The organism is Chryseobacterium vietnamense (assembly GCF_031454475.1).
Lineage (GTDB): Bacteria > Bacteroidota > Bacteroidia > Flavobacteriales > Weeksellaceae > Chryseobacterium > Chryseobacterium vietnamense.
Window position 1 is genome coordinate 1,074,983 of sequence record NZ_JAVDQX010000001.1, and the last position, 16,378, is coordinate 1,091,360.

The 16,378-nt window shown below is 39.7% G+C and carries 15 protein-coding genes; 14 read left to right on the plus strand and 1 reads right to left on the minus strand.

The features are described 5' to 3' along the window. The first annotated feature begins 32 nt into the window (after positions 1-32). Genes J2786_RS04735 through J2786_RS04755 form a run of 5 tightly spaced genes read left to right on the plus strand, consistent with a single transcriptional unit; the run spans position 33 to position 7,588 of the window. Positions 33-1,937, plus strand: coding sequence for a sialate O-acetylesterase (locus tag J2786_RS04735; RefSeq protein WP_082001957.1), 1,905 nt, complete (start codon positions 33-35; stop codon positions 1,935-1,937). Between the two features lie 28 nt (positions 1,938-1,965). Next, positions 1,966-3,411 carry an MFS transporter gene (locus tag J2786_RS04740; RefSeq protein WP_047430876.1) on the plus strand — a complete coding sequence of 482 codons (1,446 nt, stop codon included), beginning with the start codon at positions 1,966-1,968 and terminating at the stop codon, positions 3,409-3,411. A 10-nt stretch (positions 3,412-3,421) separates the two neighbouring features. Continuing rightward, a complete protein-coding gene (locus J2786_RS04745; protein WP_047433279.1) occupies positions 3,422-4,531 on the plus strand; it encodes an endo-1,4-beta-xylanase in 1,110 nt (369 codons plus the stop codon). A gap of 21 nt (positions 4,532-4,552) precedes the next feature. Continuing rightward, entirely contained in the window at positions 4,553-5,527 is a 975-nt protein-coding gene (locus J2786_RS04750; RefSeq protein WP_047430874.1) for a glycoside hydrolase family 43 protein, read from the plus strand. Between the two features lie 27 nt (positions 5,528-5,554). Then, the gene (locus tag J2786_RS04755; RefSeq protein WP_047430871.1) at positions 5,555-7,588 is read left to right on the plus strand and encodes an alpha-glucuronidase; all 2,034 of its coding nucleotides are present in this window, start codon (positions 5,555-5,557) and stop codon (positions 7,586-7,588) included. A gap of 125 nt (positions 7,589-7,713) precedes the next feature. On the opposite strand, the gene J2786_RS04760 is transcribed toward J2786_RS04755, so the two are convergent. Further along, positions 7,714-8,310 (minus strand): hypothetical protein, encoded by a 597-nt coding sequence (locus tag J2786_RS04760; protein WP_047430869.1) that lies wholly within the window; start codon positions 8,308-8,310, stop codon positions 7,714-7,716. A 156-nt stretch (positions 8,311-8,466) separates the two neighbouring features. Here J2786_RS04760 and J2786_RS04765 point away from each other — a divergent pair, with 156 nt between their 5' ends. The 9 genes from J2786_RS04765 (at position 8,467) to J2786_RS04805 (ending at position 16,366) form a co-directional block, all read left to right on the plus strand. Then, positions 8,467-9,339, plus strand: coding sequence for an AraC family transcriptional regulator (locus tag J2786_RS04765; RefSeq protein ID WP_047430866.1), 873 nt, complete (start codon positions 8,467-8,469; stop codon positions 9,337-9,339). Positions 9,340-9,501: 162 nt separating this feature from the next. Next, positions 9,502-10,686, plus strand: a complete 1,185-nt coding sequence (galK, locus tag J2786_RS04770; RefSeq protein ID WP_047430864.1) for a galactokinase — start codon at positions 9,502-9,504, stop codon at positions 10,684-10,686. After that, positions 10,670-11,719, plus strand: coding sequence for a UDP-glucose--hexose-1-phosphate uridylyltransferase (locus J2786_RS04775; RefSeq protein WP_047430861.1), 1,050 nt, complete (start codon positions 10,670-10,672; stop codon positions 11,717-11,719). The genes galK and J2786_RS04775 overlap by 17 nt, the downstream gene beginning before the upstream one ends. Positions 11,720-11,795: 76 nt before the next feature. Next, positions 11,796-12,596 carry a Cof-type HAD-IIB family hydrolase gene (locus tag J2786_RS04780; protein WP_047430858.1) on the plus strand — a complete coding sequence of 267 codons (801 nt, stop codon included), beginning with the start codon at positions 11,796-11,798 and terminating at the stop codon, positions 12,594-12,596. Between the two features lie 40 nt (positions 12,597-12,636). Further along, the gene (locus J2786_RS04785) at positions 12,637-12,843 is read left to right on the plus strand and encodes a hypothetical protein (protein ID WP_047430855.1); all 207 of its coding nucleotides are present in this window, start codon (positions 12,637-12,639) and stop codon (positions 12,841-12,843) included. A gap of 298 nt (positions 12,844-13,141) precedes the next feature. Continuing rightward, positions 13,142-13,963 (plus strand): alpha/beta fold hydrolase, encoded by an 822-nt coding sequence (locus J2786_RS04790; protein ID WP_047430853.1) that lies wholly within the window; start codon positions 13,142-13,144, stop codon positions 13,961-13,963. A gap of 16 nt (positions 13,964-13,979) precedes the next feature. After that, complete coding sequence (locus J2786_RS04795; RefSeq protein WP_047430850.1) at positions 13,980-14,291, plus strand: hypothetical protein; 312 nt, start codon at positions 13,980-13,982, stop codon at positions 14,289-14,291. 34 nt (positions 14,292-14,325) lie between these two features. After that, positions 14,326-14,958 carry a hydrolase gene (locus J2786_RS04800; protein ID WP_047430847.1) on the plus strand — a complete coding sequence of 211 codons (633 nt, stop codon included), beginning with the start codon at positions 14,326-14,328 and terminating at the stop codon, positions 14,956-14,958. A 19-nt stretch (positions 14,959-14,977) separates the two neighbouring features. After that, complete coding sequence (locus J2786_RS04805; RefSeq protein WP_047430844.1) at positions 14,978-16,366, plus strand: alginate export family protein; 1,389 nt, start codon at positions 14,978-14,980, stop codon at positions 16,364-16,366. Positions 16,367-16,378 lie beyond the last annotated feature (12 nt).

Below are 16,378 nucleotides of genomic sequence, written 5' to 3' on the forward strand. Positions count from 1 at the left end.
AGCTTAACCAAAATTAAAAACAGATTTTTCCCATGAAAAACAGAATCTTATACTTATTATTTTTTCTTGCAGGCATTTGCAGCTTTTATGCAAAAGTAAGGCTGCCTGCTTTGGTTTCAGACGGAATGATCCTACAGAGGAATCAGGATCTGAAAATCTGGGGATATGCAGATGCAGGAGAAAAAATTACGGTTAAATTTATCAATAAAACGTACCATGCAGCAGCTGACCAAAATGGCAACTGGTCTCTTATGCTTCCAAAGCTTACTGCGGGAGGTCCGTATATCATGACAATTAATGAGATTACCCTAAAAGATATTCTTATTGGTGATGTGTGGGTAGCTTCAGGACAATCCAATATGGAACTTCCGATGCGCAGGCTCACACCTTTGTATGGAGATGAAATTAAAAACGCCAATAATCAGAATATAAGATTCTTCACGGTTCCGCAGAAATACAATTTTAAAGCGCCGCAAAATGATCTTGACGGAGGAAAGTGGGAAAGTACAAATCCTCAGACCATCCTTAATTTTTCAGGGGTTGCTTATTTTTTCGCCAAAGAACTGAATGAAAAAAACAAAGTGCCTGTAGGCATTATTCATACCAGTCTGGGAGGCTCTCCGGTTCAGGCCTGGATGGATGAAAAAACTTTGAAAAAATATCCGGAATATCTTGCTGAAGCAGAAAAATGGAAAAATGATGAGTTGATACAATCTACAGAATCCCAGGAAAGATCATTAAGCAAAGCATGGTATGCAGAGCTGGATCAGAGCGACATTGGTTTCAACCAGCACTGGGAAAAAGATAACGCCAATGATTCCGGATGGAAAACCATGATGGTTCCGGGATCATGGGAAGATCAGGAAGGCCCGTTTGACGGTTCGGTATGGTTGCGTAAAGAAATTATTCTTCCCAAAGGAGCAGACCAGAAAACAGCATTTTTAAATCTGGGAAGGATAAAAGATGCTGATGTTACTTACATCAATGGAATTAAAGTAGGCAATGTAACCTATGAATATCCGCCACGCTGGTATGATATTCCGAAAAGCGTTTTAAAAGAAGGAAAGAATATCATTACGGTAAGAGTCATCAATGGCAGCGGAAAAGGGCAGTTTATTGCTGATAAACCATATTATCTGGAAATCGACGGACAAAAAACAGACCTTAAAGGCGAGTGGAAATATAAAATAGGAGCCAAAATGGAAAAAATGGCTCCCGGACAAACATTTATCCGATGGAAACCAGTTGGACTTTACAATGCCATGATTAATCCACTGATCAATTATAAAGTCAAAGGATTTATCTGGTATCAGGGTGAAAGTAATACCGGGAAATCAAAAGAATACGGAGATTTGCTGTCAACCATGATCTCAGACTGGCGTTCAAAGTGGAACAAAAAAGATATGCCATTCCTGATTGTACAGCTGGCCAATTTCATGGAGAAAAAAGATGAGCCTCTGGATAGTGGTTGGGCTGAGCTGAGAGAGCAGCAGAGACAGGTTTCCCTCAATGTTCCTTATACAGGACTTGCTGTGGCTATTGATTTGGGAGAATGGAATGACATTCACCCGCTCAATAAAAAAACAGTGGGTGACAGACTTGCTTTACAGGCCCTGAAAATCGGGGAAGGTAAAAAAATCATAGCTGACGGACCCGTTTATCAGTCGATGAAAACAGAAGGAAATACCATTATCCTATCCTTTAAACCCGGAACAGATGATCTGGTACAGGGAAGCCTTACAGGTTTTGCCATACAGCAGAAAGACGGCAGCTATCAGTGGGCAAAAGCAGAAGCAAAAGGAAATAAAGTCATGGTATGGAATGATCAGATCACAAGCCCTGTCAATGTACGCTACGACTGGGCAGATAACCCTGACGGTAATCTTAAAAACAAAAGCGGCCTTCCTGCTTCACCTTTTACCACAGAAAAAAATTAATTTAACATAGAAAATCTTATCAAAATCAATGGATAATCAGCCACAAAAAATATCGGTAATAGAAAAAGTAGGGTACAGCCTGGGAGATCTGGCGGCCAACCTTGTTTTTCAGACCTTAGTGACCTACCTGACCTATTTTTATACGGATATTTACGGACTCAAAGCAGAAGATGCTTCTGTCATTACCCTTACCGTAGGTTTAATTGCCGGGTTTGGCTTTAATCCGCTTATCGGAGCGCTGGCAGACCGTACAAGCTCACGATGGGGGAAATTCCGTCCATGGATTTTATTTACTGCTGTACCGCTTGGTATTGCAGCACTTTTGGCCTTCAGTACACCTCACTTTTCCTATCAGGGTAAAATGATCTATGCTGCGGGAACCTATTCATTATTACTGTTATTGTATGCGTCCAATAACTTACCGTATGCTGCTCTGAGCGGTGTTATCACGGGAGATATGGGAGAAAGGAACAGTATTTCTTCGTACCGTTTTGTAGCGGTGATGTTTGCACAGTTCTTTGTACAGGTATTCATGCTTCCTATCATTTTATATGTAGGACACGGAGACAAAGCACAGGGAATTGAAACCGTTATGACATGGCTGGCTGTGATCGGATCCGTCATGTTACTGATTACCTTTTTTACGACCAAAGAAAGAATCATTCCCAAGCCGGAGCAGAAATCAAGTCTGAAAGAAGATTTAAAAGACTTATTTCAAAACAGGCCATGGATTATTATGCTCACCGTGACCGCATTTATATTCATCACGCTGGCCATGAAAGGAGGATCTTATGTATATTATTTTAACAATTATGTGGATGAGAATGCTCTCAAAAGTTTTATCTCACCCATTACAGCATTTTTTAATTCTGCAGGGATGAATTTCTTCGGAGAAGACCCAAAGTCTGCAGGATTCGGATTGTTTAATGCAGGAGGAATTGTGATGATGATCGTAGGGATTACGTTCTCTAAAAAACTGGCAGACCGCTTTGGAAAGCGTGACACTTTTATTGCGTCATTATTCATTTCTACATTATTCATCCTCGCTTTTATATTTTATCCTCCGAAAGCAGTAGGAATTATGTTTTTATCACAGATTGTACACGGATTTTTTTACGGAATCAGCACACCGCTTTTATGGGCTATGATTGCTGATGTGGCCGATTATTCGGAATGGAAGAACAACCGCAGGGCTACCGCTATTATCTTTTCTGCCATGATGGTAGGATTGAAAGTGGGTCTCAGCATCGGAAGCTCTCTGGTAGCTTTGATTATAGGAAAATACGGATATATTTCTGTACACGGAAGCGAGCAGGTGATTCAGCCTGAAACAGTGGCGGCAGGAGCCAAAATGCTTGTGAGCATATTCCCGTCCATTCCGTTTTTCATCGCATGCGGACTGCTTTTATTTTACAAAATCAACAAAAAAATGGAAGTTCAGATTGAAAAAGATCTGGCTGAAAGAAGAAAATAAAACAATTACTATGAAACGTATTTTAATTGGTTTGGCGGCTCTTACCGCTTCCGGGCTGTCGGCGCAGAAATCCGACGGTACTTTAAAAAAAGCATTTCAGGATAAATTCTACATCGGAACTGCGATGAGTCTTCCTCAGATTGACGGGACAGATCAGAAAGCAGCAGCGATTATCAAAAAACAATTCAGCTCTATTGTTGCTGAAAATTGCATGAAATCGATGTTTCTGCAGCCTCAGGAAGGAAAGTTCTTTTTTGATGATGCCGATAAATTTGTTGAATTCGGGATGAAAAATAATATGTTCCTCATCGGGCATACGTTAATCTGGCATTCCCAGCTTCCAAAATGGTTTTTTGAAGACAGCAACGGAAAAGATGTTTCTCCGGAAGTATTGAAACAGCGCATGAAAAGCCACATTATAACCGTAGTTTCACGCTACAAAGGAAAAGTAAAAGGGTGGGATGTGGTCAATGAAGCGATTCTTGAAGACGGAACTTACAGAAAAAGTAAGTTTTATGAAATCCTGGGTGAAGATTTTATCCCTTTGGCATTTCAGTATGCACAGGAAGCCGATCCCAATGCAGAATTATATTACAACGATTATAATGAATGGTATCCGGAAAAGGTAAAAACAGTCATTAAAATGGTTGAAAAACTTAAATCAGGAGGAATCCGTATTGATGGGGTAGGAATGCAGGCCCATGTCGGGATGGATAACCCTTCTATCGATGAATATGAGAAAGCGATTCTTGCCTATTCTAATGCAGGAGTTAAGGTTAATATCACAGAACTTGAAATCAGTGCGCTGCCTTCTCCATGGGGAAGCTCCGCCAATGTTTCGGATACCGTTGCTTATCAGAAAGAAATGAATCCTTACACCAAAGGACTTCCCAAAGAAGTAGAAGCAAAATGGGAAAAGCGTTACCTTGATTTCTTTGGTTTGTTCTTACAACATAAAGACAAAATAAGAAGAGTAACCTTGTGGGGCGTTACCGACAAACAATCCTGGAAAAATGATTTTCCGGTGAAAGGAAGAACAGATTATCCGTTACTGTTTGACAGAAAAGACAAGGAAAAACCTGTAGTACAAAAGATAATAAAGCTGGCAGAGAAAAATTAAAATCAATAGAATTTTTACTTAATGAAAAAATCAAAATATTTATTCCCGGAAGATTATATGGCAGACCCTTCCGTTCACGTTTTTGAAGATAAAATCTATATCTATCCTTCTCACGACCGCGAAAGCGGAATTGAAGAAAACGATAACGGAGATCATTTCGACATGAATGATTACCATGTCTTCTCAATGGATGATGTGGACGGGGGAGAAATTAAAGATCATGGAGTAGTCCTTTCGGTAAAAGATATTCCATGGGCGGGGAGACAGCTTTGGGATTGCGATGTGGCCTTTAAAGACGGCAAATATTATATGTACTTTCCTCTTAAAGATCAGAATGACATTTTCAGGATCGGTGTCGCTGTGAGCGATAAACCTTACGGGCCTTTCATCCCTGAAAAACATCCGATGATGGGAAGTTACAGCATCGATCCCTGCATTTTTGAAGATAACGGAAAATATTATATGTATTTCGGAGGAATCTGGGGCGGACAATTGCAGCGCTACAGAGATAATAAAGCACTTGAATCTGCTTTAATTCCTGAAAATGACGAACCTGCAATCCACTCAAAGGTAGCTCTGCTAAGCGATGATATGCTTGAATTTGCTGAAGCTCCTAAAGATGTTGTTATCATCGATGAAAACGGAAAACCACTGCTTCATGGGGATAAGCACCGGTTTTTTGAAGCATCATGGATGCATCAGTACAACGGTACATATTATTTCTCTTATTCAACAGGAGATACTCACCTGATTTGCTATGCAACAGGGGATAATCCTTACGGTCCGTTTACTTTTCAGGGAGAAATTCTTACTCCGGTAGTAGGGTGGACAACCCATCACAGCATTGTGGAGTTTAAAGGAAAATGGTATCTGTTTTTCCATGATTCTGTTCCGAGTGGCGGTAAAACATGGCTGAGAAGTATGAAAGTAATAGAACTGGAATACGATCTGGAAGGTAAAATCAAGACGATTGAAGGTTTGGAAAACCAGTCATAATCATCTTTAATAACTTAAAATTTTTCAATGCGATATCTGAGACTCAACATTCTATTTTTTCTGATATTTCCGTTACTGGTTTTTGCTGAAGACGGAAGTCAGCTTTGGCTACGGTTTCCTGCAAAAAACGGAATATCGGCAGATCAAATTATTTCCAAAGGCAGCAGTCCAACCCTGAATATTGCCAGAAAAGAGCTGAGCAGTCACTGGCTGGGACAGGTGGTGGAACTTCGTACAGAAAACAAAGACAAAAACCTGAAAGACGGTTACAGGATTGTTTCCTCCCCTGAAAAAGTCGTTATTTCCGCAAGGAAAGAAATAGGATTGTTATATGGAGTCTATCATATCTTACGATTGCAGCAGACAAAAGCCGATCTGTCACATTTAAATACTATTGAAAAACCATCATACGATGTAAGAGTTCTGGACCATTGGGACAACCTGGATGGAAGTATTGAAAGAGGATACGCAGGAAGATCACTTTGGAAATGGGAAGATTTACCCGGTAAAATTTCTCCGCGCTATGAAGAATATGCAAGAGCCAATGCTTCTGTAGGAATCAATTCCGTTGTTTTAAATAACGTGAATGCATCACCCAATATGCTTAGGGAAGACTATCTTAAAAAAGTAAAGGTTCTGGCCGATATTTTCAGACCATATGGCATCAAGGTATATCTTTCCGTGAATTTTTCTTCACCTAAAGTGCTGGGCGGATTACAAAATTCAGATCCATTGAATAAAGACGTACAAAAGTGGTGGAAAGATAAAGCTGCTGAAATTTACAAGCTGATTCCCGATTTCGGAGGATTTCTGGTAAAAGCCAATTCCGAAGGGCAGCCGGGTCCTCAGGATTACGGAAGAACCCATGCAGACGGAGCCAATATGATGGCTGATGCCCTGAAACCTTACAACGGAATCGTCATGTGGAGAGCCTTTGTCTACAGTCCTAGCAAAGACGACAGAGCTAAACAGGCTTATCTGGAATTTGTTCCTCTGGACGGTAAATTCAGGGATAATGTGATTATTCAGATTAAAAACGGTCCGGTTGATTTCCAGCCGCGCGAAGCGTTTAATCCGCTTTTCGGAGCTTTAAGAAAGACTTCTGAAATGGTAGAGTTTCAGATCACCCAGGAATATCTGGGCTTTTCAAATCATCTCGTTTTTCTGGCTCCTTTATTCAAGGAAACATTGGATAGCGACACCTATTCTGACGGCCAGGGCTCTACGATTGCTAAAATAACAGACGGTACGTTAAGACCCGCAAAATTGACAGCCATTTCTGCCGTTGCCAATATCGGGGAAGACACCAACTGGACCGGGCATCATTTTGCACAGGCCAACTGGTATGCATTCGGGAGATTAGCATGGAACCATCAGCTAAGTTCAGAGCAGATTGCCAATGAATGGGTTAAAATGACCTTCACAGACGATCAGAACTTCCTGAATCCGGTAAAGGAAATCATGCTTTCTTCCAGAGAAACTGCTGTAGAGTATATGATGCCATTAGGATTGCACCATATCTTTGCGGGTGGACATCATTACGGTCCTGAACCGTGGGGAGATTATAAAGGCGGAAGGCCGGATTGGTCACCTGTCTATTACCATCAGGCTGATGTTCAGGGATTGGGTTTCAACAGAACAAAAACAGGGAGTAATGCTGTTTCACAGTATTTTCCGCCACTTAATGAAAGGTACGGCAATATCTCAATCTGCCCGGAAAATCTTATTCTGTGGTTTCATCATGTTCCTTGGGATTATACGATGAAAGATGGGAAAACCCTATGGGACGAGCTGTGCTATACGTATGATTCCGGGGTGAAAAAGGTAAGGGATTATCAGAAAACCTGGGATGGAATGGAACCTTATATAGACAAACAGAGGTTTGCAGATGTTCAGTCAAAGCTCAGAATTCAGTCAAAAGATGCGGTATGGTGGAAAGATGCCTGCCTGCTGTATTTCCAGACTTTTTCCAAAAAGCCTATTCCATACGACATAGAACGTCCTGTTCATGAGCTGGAAGATCTGAAAAAGATCAAATTGGACATGGGGCATCACAATTAAAAAATGAGGCAGCTCTTTTTCCTGGTCGGAAATGGAGCTGCCTCAAAACAATAAACTGTAAGTAAAATTTTAATCCAAAATAATTGGAATCATCGATAGGTCAATCTATCTGTATATATTCCGTTTTATCGGAGAGAAATTATCTTATTAAAAACATTTCCGTTTTCTTCAACCTGGATAATGTATTGATCTGCTGTTTTAGGATCAAGATCAAAAGTGAGATCCACTTTGCCGTCAGCATATTTTTTGTTTGAAGTATAATACGTTGTATTGGAAAGGTCATATACTGAAATGCTTACAGGCCCTTTAACATCAGACATGTGAAGCTTGGCCATATGCCCGGAAATAGTATATTCAGGCTTATGCACAGCACTTACAGGTGTTTTTTCAACCTCCATTACATTATCAGCACCAATTTTGATTTTGTATTTCTCTATCTTGGCTTCTGATTCTGCTACCAGGTAATACGTTCCCGGTGTAAAGCTTTGAAAATCATAAGTCTTCATCACATGGTCTCCATCTGCAAGATTCTCCGAAAATAGCTCATCATGTGCAGTGTTGTAGACAAAAACAGAAACACTTTTAGCATTTGAAAGCTCAAAGTTTAACGTTTTGGCCTGTACATTTCCAAAGGAAAGGGAAAAATCTCTGTCCTTACTCATTACATTTGCGGAGAACAAGAAGGCCCCAGCAAAAAATACGGCTTTTAATAATGTGCTCATGGGTTAAGGCTTTTAGAATTACTATTGCAAAGCTATGGCAGCGACAGTTCCCAGGCTATAATTAAATTTTCATATTAATGTACTATATTAACCTTGTTTGGTGTTATTGGTGTAGTATTTGTTAATTTTGCATATGAAATTATTTGTTTTTAGAGTATGAAACATGTAAATCCTTCTTTTGAAGCGATAAGGCCCAATATAGGAAGCAGCTTTACCAGCCTTAAATTTCTCACCAATGAGAATATAAAATCCCATGTCTGGCATTACCATCCTGAGATTGAGCTGATCTTTGTATGCAAAGGTTCCGGGAAAAGACAGATTGGAAGCAGTATTTCTTATTTTTCAGAAGGAGATCTTGTACTGATCGGAAGCAATCTTCCACATTGCGGACTGACCAATGAAAGTACACATAATGAGTATGAAATGGTCATTCAGTTTAAACCTGACTTTTTAGGAGAACCTGTCTGGGATATACCGGAAATGCAGAGGATTTCGGCTTTACTGGAAAAATCAAAAGCGGGTATTGTGTTTGGGGAAGAGGTGAAGAAAAAAATAGGAAAGGAGATTACTGAGATGCATGAAACTTCCTCACTGGACAAGTTGTGCAGATTTCTGAAAATATTGGATGAACTGTCTGTTACCCAGGATTACAGAATTTTAAATGCAGGAAAATATTACCTTCAGACACAGGTTGAAGACAATGAAAGGATCAATCTTATATTCAATTACGTTAAAGACCATTTCAAGGAAGCCATAACCCTCGAAGAAATGGCTGATCTTGCCAATATGAGAGTACCGTCTTTTTGTCGCTACTTTAAAAAAATTACCAATAAAACCTTTACGCAGTTTGTCAACGAATACAGAATTACCCATGCCCTCAAATTGCTTGCAGAACAGCCTTTGAGTATTACGGAAGTCTGCTTTGAATCGGGGTTCAATAACTTCAGCTATTTTAACAGGACTTTTAAAGAATATATCAGTAAAAGCCCTTCTCAGTACAGGAAAGAATTCAACTATTTTATGGAATAATTTACATTCGGGCTTTAAATCAAGTACTTTGTTGGAATGTATTGAAATATAAGTGTATATTTAACACTTATAAACAATGTTTAAAAGTATAATTTCTCTGTTATAAATTCAGTAGTTTTATACTTAAGATCCCAAGGATCTGTTTGATCAGATAAGATTGATATGCATGAACAGTTAATTAACCCAACCCTGCAAAAGTTTAGGACCGAATTCAAAGAAGAGCCTGAACATATTTTCCTTTCTCCCGGCCGAATTAATATTATCGGTGAGCATGTAGACTATAGCGACGGCTTTGTATTGCCTGCTGCCATAGACAAATATATCTGTTTTGCTGTCCGCAAACTCCCTCAGACAAACCTTTGTACCATCATAGCTAAGGATCTCGGAGAAGAATATACATTTGATGTTACAAAAGAAGTAAAACCGGTTCAACAGATGTGGATGAACTATATTCTGGGTGTTTTCAGCCAGTTGCAAAATTCGGAAAACCAGTTTTGCGGAATGGAAATTGTTTTCAGCAGTACCATTCCGATGGGATCCGGACTTTCTTCTTCTGCAGCCCTTGAATGTGGGTTTGCCTATATCCTCAATGAACTTTTTTATCTTCATCTCACCAAAAAAGAAATCGCGGTGATCGGGCAGAAATCAGAACATACTTTTGCCGGAGTTCAGTGCGGAATTATGGATCAGTTTGCCTCCGTTTTCGGAAAGGAAGATAAAGTGATGATGCTCGACTGTCATTCCCTGGAACATCAATATTTTGATGCTGAGCTTAAGGGATACAGCCTGCTGCTTTTTGACAGCTGTGTAAAGCATACCCATCTGACATCCGGTTATAATGAAAGACGTAAAGATGTTGAACATGGAAAAAAAGTCTTATGGAAAAAATTCCCAGAAGTAGAGAAGTTCCGGGATTTTACCACGACTATGCTTGACAGTGTTAAAGAGGAAATGGGAAGTGTTTCATACAAAAGATGTCTTTACTTACTAAACGAAATTAAACGGGTAGAAATGGCGGCCAAAGCAATTTCAGAAGGAAATATTGAATATCTGGGAAGACTTCTCACGGAAACCCATGCCGGACTGTCCACTGAATTTGAGGTCAGCTGTGATGAACTTGATTTTTTAGTGGAACATACCTTACAGCAGGAAGGCGTATTGGGAGCAAGAATGATGGGAGGCGGTTTCGGAGGCTGCAGCATCAACCTCATTAAAGAAAATAAAGCTGAAGAAGTAATGCAGGCTATCAGTGAAAAATATTTCGAACATTTTAATATTCAGATGAAAGTTTACCAGGTTAAAATTTCAGACGGAATAAAAGAATATAACAATGAATACATCATTTGACCCTAAAAAACATCCCCATAGAAGATACAATCCTCTTTTGGATGAATGGTTACTGGTTTCTCCACAACGGGCAAACCGGCCATGGCAGGGGCAGAGAGAAGAAACAGCAGAAGAAAACCGTCCCGGATACGATCCGGACTGCTATCTCTGTTCAGGAAATATCCGTGCGAACGGAGACCGGAACCCTGAATACAAGGGAACCTATGTCTTTAACAATGATTTTGGAGCATTGCTGAATGAAGAAGTTGAATTTTCCGAAAAACAATCCGGATTTTTTACCCTTCTTCCGGAACGCGGTATCAACAGGGTAGTTTGTTTTTCCGAAAATCACAGCCTTACCTTACCGGAAATGTCTGTGGAACATATTAAAAATGTGGTGGATGTGTGGCAGGAGCAGTTCAATGAGCTGGCGGCCCTGGATCATATCAATTATGTTCAGATTTTTGAAAATAAAGGAAGCATCATGGGCTGCAGTAACCCTCATCCACATGGTCAGATATGGGCACAGTCGTCCATTCCGGCAATGGTTCAGAAAACCCAGGATCAGCTGAAATCGTATTATGAAAAGAATAAAAGAACATTACTGGAAGACTATCTGGAGCAGGAAATCACAGCTGGTGAGCGCATCGTCACAGAAAATGAACACTTTGTCGCATTGGTGCCATTTTGGGCGTCGTGGCCTTATGAAACCATGATGATCAGCAAACAGAAAAGAGAAAATATTGCGGAATTTTCTGAAGATGAAAAAGAATCTTTTGCCGCTGTACTCAAGGATCTGACCACAATCTATGATAATCTTTTTGAAACGTCATTTCCTTATTCTGCGGGTATTCACCAGTCACCTACAGATGGCAAAGAACATCCGGAATGGCATTTTCATATGCACTTTTATCCGCCGCTGCTCAGAAGTGCGGAAGTTAAAAAATTTATGGTTGGATACGAAATGCTTGCCGAGCCTCAGAGGGACATTACCCCGGAACAAAGTGCCGCAATATTAAGAAACCTTTCCACCATTCATTACAAGAAAAAATAATAAATCAATATCTTTGAAAAGAATAAGCACATTATGATTCTGCTGCGTACAGAATTTCGCTTTTCCCAATAAAATTATGGAACAGATTAAATTAATTGTGACGGACATGGATGGGACGTTTCTCAACTCCAGCCATGAAATGAGCCCTGAGTTTTCAGAAGTTTATAAAGAACTGAAAAAAAGAAATATTGTATTTGTACCCGCAAGCGGAAGACAGATGCCGGGTATTACCCATTATTTCGGAGAAATAGAAAGTGAGATCGGTTTTATTGCTGAAAACGGAGGGTACGTGATCTATAAAGATCAGGAGCTTTTCGCTGATACCCTTGAATACAAATATATTGTTGACATCATTAAAGCGGTCCGTGAAATACCCGGTGCCAAAGCCGTATTGTCAGCTAAAAAGATGGCGTATTACGAAACCGAAGATCAGCAGTTTGTAGACTTTTTCTCAAAATATTACACCGAAAACATGAAGAAGGATGACCTGACGGAGAAAATTGATGACACCGCCTTTAAAATAGCAGTCTATCACCCGGAAGGTTCTGAACAATATCTGTATCCGGCCCTTAAAAAATTTGAGGAATTCGGTTTGGAAATAGTGGTTTCAGGAGCCCATTGGCTGGATGTGATGAATAAAGATATCAATAAAGGAAATGCGCTGAAGATCCTTCAGAAATCGCTGGGAATCTCTCCTGAAAATACAATGGCTTTCGGAGATTATATGAACGATATAGAAATGCTGAAGAATGCCAAATATTCTTACGCCATGCAAAATGCCCATCCGAATGTAAAACAGGTAGCCAATTTTGAAGCATGCACCAATGACAGCTTTGGAGTTCTGAAAACCATTAAGGATTATCTGCATTTGAATTAGTACATCCATATAACACCAGTTAAACTAATAAACTAATAATATGAATACATCAACCGGCAGAAAGCCAGCCAAAACATGCTATGAGCACATCGGCGGAAAATTAGGACAGCTTCTCTTGGAACAGTTCGTTGAAAAAGGCTGGATTGCCAAAGAAAATCCTGTAGACCGTAACTATTATATTACAGAGAAAGGGCAGGAAGAATTTACAAAAATGGGCCTTGATCTGTCACAAATAAAGACAGAATAGCGGCTATCACAGTAACTTTCAGCAGATTAAGATATTAATATTATTTATTAAAAATAAAGTCAGACTCAGGTCTGATTTTTTTGTTTTTAATCGTGGTAAGCTTCAATTTGGACTGTTTCTATTGTTAAATTTTATATGTTTTTTATATAAAAGGTAAAGGGTAAATCATAAAACTACGATATTTCGTAGTGTAATTTGCGAACTGTTTTTAATAATATGTTGAAAACCAATTGCTTTATTGTTTTGGGTTGTTTTTTGGCATTATGCTCATAAGTTTAATTCAAAAAATACTACAACAATGAGCACATTAACATTAAAAGACGGAACAGAAATTTTTTACAAAGATCAGGGACAAGGCCCGGTATTAATGTTTCACCACGGATGGCCTTTATCATCTGATGACTGGGATGCACAGGTGATTTTCTTTTTACAAAAAGGCTACAGAGTGGTTACCCACGACAGAAGAGGCCACGGACGTTCAAGTCAGAATATCTACAATCACACTATTGAGCAATATGCATCTGATGCTGCAGAACTGGTAGAATTTTTAGATCTGAAAGACGTAGTACACATCGGGCACTCAACAGGTGGTGGTGAAGTAATCCGTTATGTTAACAAATATGCAAATGGAAGAGCTAAGAAAGCGGTTCTGATCAGCGCCATTCCACCGGTAATGGTGAAAAGTGAGAACAATCCTGATGGCGTTCCTATGGAAGTTTTCGACAATATCAGAGAGCAGACGATGAACAACAGAAACCAGTTTTATTATGATCTTACTATTCCTTTCTACGGTTACAACAGAGAAGGTGCTGATGTAAAAGACGGGATACAGAGAAACTGGTGGAGACAGGGACTGATGGGTGGAATTGTTGCTCATTATGATGGAATCAAAGCCTTTTCAGAAACAGATTTAACCGAAGATTTAAAAGCTGTTGATATTCCGGTATTGGTTCTTCACGGTGAAGATGACCAGATTGTACCGATTGAAAATTCAGCGATAAAATCAGCCAAATTACTAAAGAACGGAAAACTGATCACGTATCCTGGTTTCCCTCACGGTATGCCGACTACAGAGCATCCAACCATCAATAAAGATATTTTAGCTTTTATCACAGAATAATCAGCATTCCCTATAAATGAATACGATACAGCCAGCTTTTGATACGTTGACTGAGGCCGTTCAGTGGCTTAATCAAAACGGATATACAGAAGATTTTAATCTTAAAAATGATTGCATCAGGCTCAATAGTTTTCTTGATGTCTCTCCGGAAGATTTTAAAATACGATACACATTCCGCTTTGAAGGAGATACCGATCAGGGAGATGAAGAAGTAGTCTACGGCATCGCTTCCGACAAGTATTCTGTAAAAGGCATCCTGACGAGCGCTTACGGAATCTATGCCGATACTGTAAGTACAGAACTCATCAGAAAACTATCATCCAATTAACGTAACCCAAATTATTTAAATAAAAATAAACTTTATGAAACCATCATCAAAACTCCTTTCTCCTGAAAATCATGCTCTGGTACTGATTGATTTTGAAGGACAAATGGCATTTGCAACCAAAAGTATTTCAATGAATGAACTGCGTAATAATGTAGCAGTACTGTGTGGAGCTTCTAAAATATTCAATGTTCCGACTGTCGTTACCACAGTTGCAGAACAAAGCTTTTCAGGTCCTGTTTTCCCGGAAATTGAAGAAGCATTTCCTATGGCAACTTCAGGATATATCGACAGAACAACCATGAACACATGGGAAGATGAAGCTGCTTATAAAGCCATTACAGGAACCCAGAAGCAAAAACTGGTTTTCGCAGGACTTTGGACAGGTGTATGTATCGTAGGACCAGCTTTATCTGCACTTGAGGAAGGCTATGACGTGTATGTCATTACCGATGCCTGCGGAGATGTAAGTGATGAAGCACACGAAAGAGCCGTACAGAGAATGATCCATTCAGGAGTAAAGCCTATGACTTCCATTCAGTATATCCTTGAGCTTCAGAGAGATTGGGCACGCCAGGAGACCTATGGTCCTGTAACTGACCTTATGAAAAAATATGGTGCTTCGTACGGATTAGGGATCCACTATGCCCACCATATGCTGAATCATTAAAATCTATATACCATTTTCAATGTTGAAATCTGCACCTTCAGTACTGTTTTTAAAAGCTTTTATCATGACGGTTCTTTTATGTTCTGAAACGTTTTCATCCCAGAGTTTTAAGCTTCTGAGGTATGATGAAAATTATGAATACCTGAAAGATTCCACCAAAAGCTTTTATGATAACATTAAATATCTCCCTCTCAATGAAAAAAAAGATATTTATCTCTCATTGGGTGGCGAAGCAAGGTATGAATATGTGGATTTCAACAATGAAGATTGGGGCAGGCTTAACATAGGGCACAACGACTTTTTTCTCCAGCGCTATGATCTTCATGCAGACTGGCATTTCGGGAAAAACCTCAGAATATTTTCACAGATCAGAAGTGCTTTGCAGAATGGGAGAAAAAACGGTTCAAGAGGCATTGATGAAGACCAGCTGAGTATTCAGAATCTCTTTCTGGATGCAGGTTTGGTGAATAAGGAAAATCAGAAGTTGATAGTGAGACTGGGAAGGCAGGAGCTGGACTACGGTTCCGGCAGATTAATTTCTGTAAGGGAAGGACCGAATGCAAGGTTGTCTTTTACAGGAGCTAAAATCATGTATTCCTATAAAAATGTTTCCGTAGATGCTTTTGCGATGATGGCAGACTCTGTCAATACCGGAGTTTTTGATAATACCATTTCAAAAAAGCTTAATCTTTGGGGGCTTTATTCCAAAATTATTATTCCTGAAGCTGGAAATCTGGATCTGTATTACCTCGGAATCCGTAGAGATGAATCTGTTTTCGAAGCAGGAACAGACAGAGAAAAACGACATACCGTCGGCGGAAGACTCTGGAAATATGGCGGCGGATTTATCTATAACCTGGAAGCTGCCTATCAGTTCGGAAGCTTCGGAAACGAAAAAATCAGTGCCTGGACGGGCTCTGTGGATGTAGGATATCTCTTTGAAAACCTTACATTCAGCCCAAGCATCAACCTGAGAAACGATTATATCTCAGGAGATCATTCTAAAAACGACGGAAAGCTCAATACATTTAATCCTTTATATCCGAAAGGAGGGTATTTCGGCTTCAGTCCGCAGGTGGGACCTGTCAATTTAATTGATATTCATCCGTATATGACCCTGGATCTGACGTCTCAACTCAAAATGCAGATGGATGTTGTCTTCAACTGGCGATATTCCCTGAATGATGGAGTATACAGACCAAGCGGAGCATTGAACCGTCCCGGAAGCAGCTCAGATAAAAGATATATCGGAACGGCTTATTTAACCAGCTTTACCTATAATTTCAACAAACATTTCTCTTTGGTGAGCGGACTTCAGTATTTCCACAAAGGACCTTTTATTGAAGATATCATTCAGGATGCAAAAAGCGGTGTTTTCTGGAATATCAGGCTGGGATTCAAATTTTAATTATTACTAAAT

Coding starts and splice junctions, on each gene's coding strand:
- galK (WP_047430864.1), top strand. CDS start 9,502: ATGCATGAACAGTTAATTAACCCAACCCTGCAAAAGTTTAGGACCGAA.
- J2786_RS04735 (WP_082001957.1), top strand. CDS start 33: ATGAAAAACAGAATCTTATACTTATTATTTTTTCTTGCAGGCATTTGC.
- J2786_RS04785 (WP_047430855.1), top strand. CDS start 12,637: ATGAATACATCAACCGGCAGAAAGCCAGCCAAAACATGCTATGAGCAC.
- J2786_RS04775 (WP_047430861.1), top strand. CDS start 10,670: ATGAATACATCATTTGACCCTAAAAAACATCCCCATAGAAGATACAAT.
- J2786_RS04760 (WP_047430869.1), bottom strand. CDS start 8,310: ATGAGCACATTATTAAAAGCCGTATTTTTTGCTGGGGCCTTCTTGTTC.
- J2786_RS04805 (WP_047430844.1), top strand. CDS start 14,978: ATGTTGAAATCTGCACCTTCAGTACTGTTTTTAAAAGCTTTTATCATG.
- J2786_RS04755 (WP_047430871.1), top strand. CDS start 5,555: ATGCGATATCTGAGACTCAACATTCTATTTTTTCTGATATTTCCGTTA.
- J2786_RS04745 (WP_047433279.1), top strand. CDS start 3,422: ATGAAACGTATTTTAATTGGTTTGGCGGCTCTTACCGCTTCCGGGCTG.
- J2786_RS04800 (WP_047430847.1), top strand. CDS start 14,326: ATGAAACCATCATCAAAACTCCTTTCTCCTGAAAATCATGCTCTGGTA.
- J2786_RS04765 (WP_047430866.1), top strand. CDS start 8,467: ATGAAACATGTAAATCCTTCTTTTGAAGCGATAAGGCCCAATATAGGA.
- J2786_RS04780 (WP_047430858.1), top strand. CDS start 11,796: ATGGAACAGATTAAATTAATTGTGACGGACATGGATGGGACGTTTCTC.
- J2786_RS04790 (WP_047430853.1), top strand. CDS start 13,142: ATGAGCACATTAACATTAAAAGACGGAACAGAAATTTTTTACAAAGAT.
- J2786_RS04795 (WP_047430850.1), top strand. CDS start 13,980: ATGAATACGATACAGCCAGCTTTTGATACGTTGACTGAGGCCGTTCAG.
- J2786_RS04740 (WP_047430876.1), top strand. CDS start 1,966: ATGGATAATCAGCCACAAAAAATATCGGTAATAGAAAAAGTAGGGTAC.
- J2786_RS04750 (WP_047430874.1), top strand. CDS start 4,553: ATGAAAAAATCAAAATATTTATTCCCGGAAGATTATATGGCAGACCCT.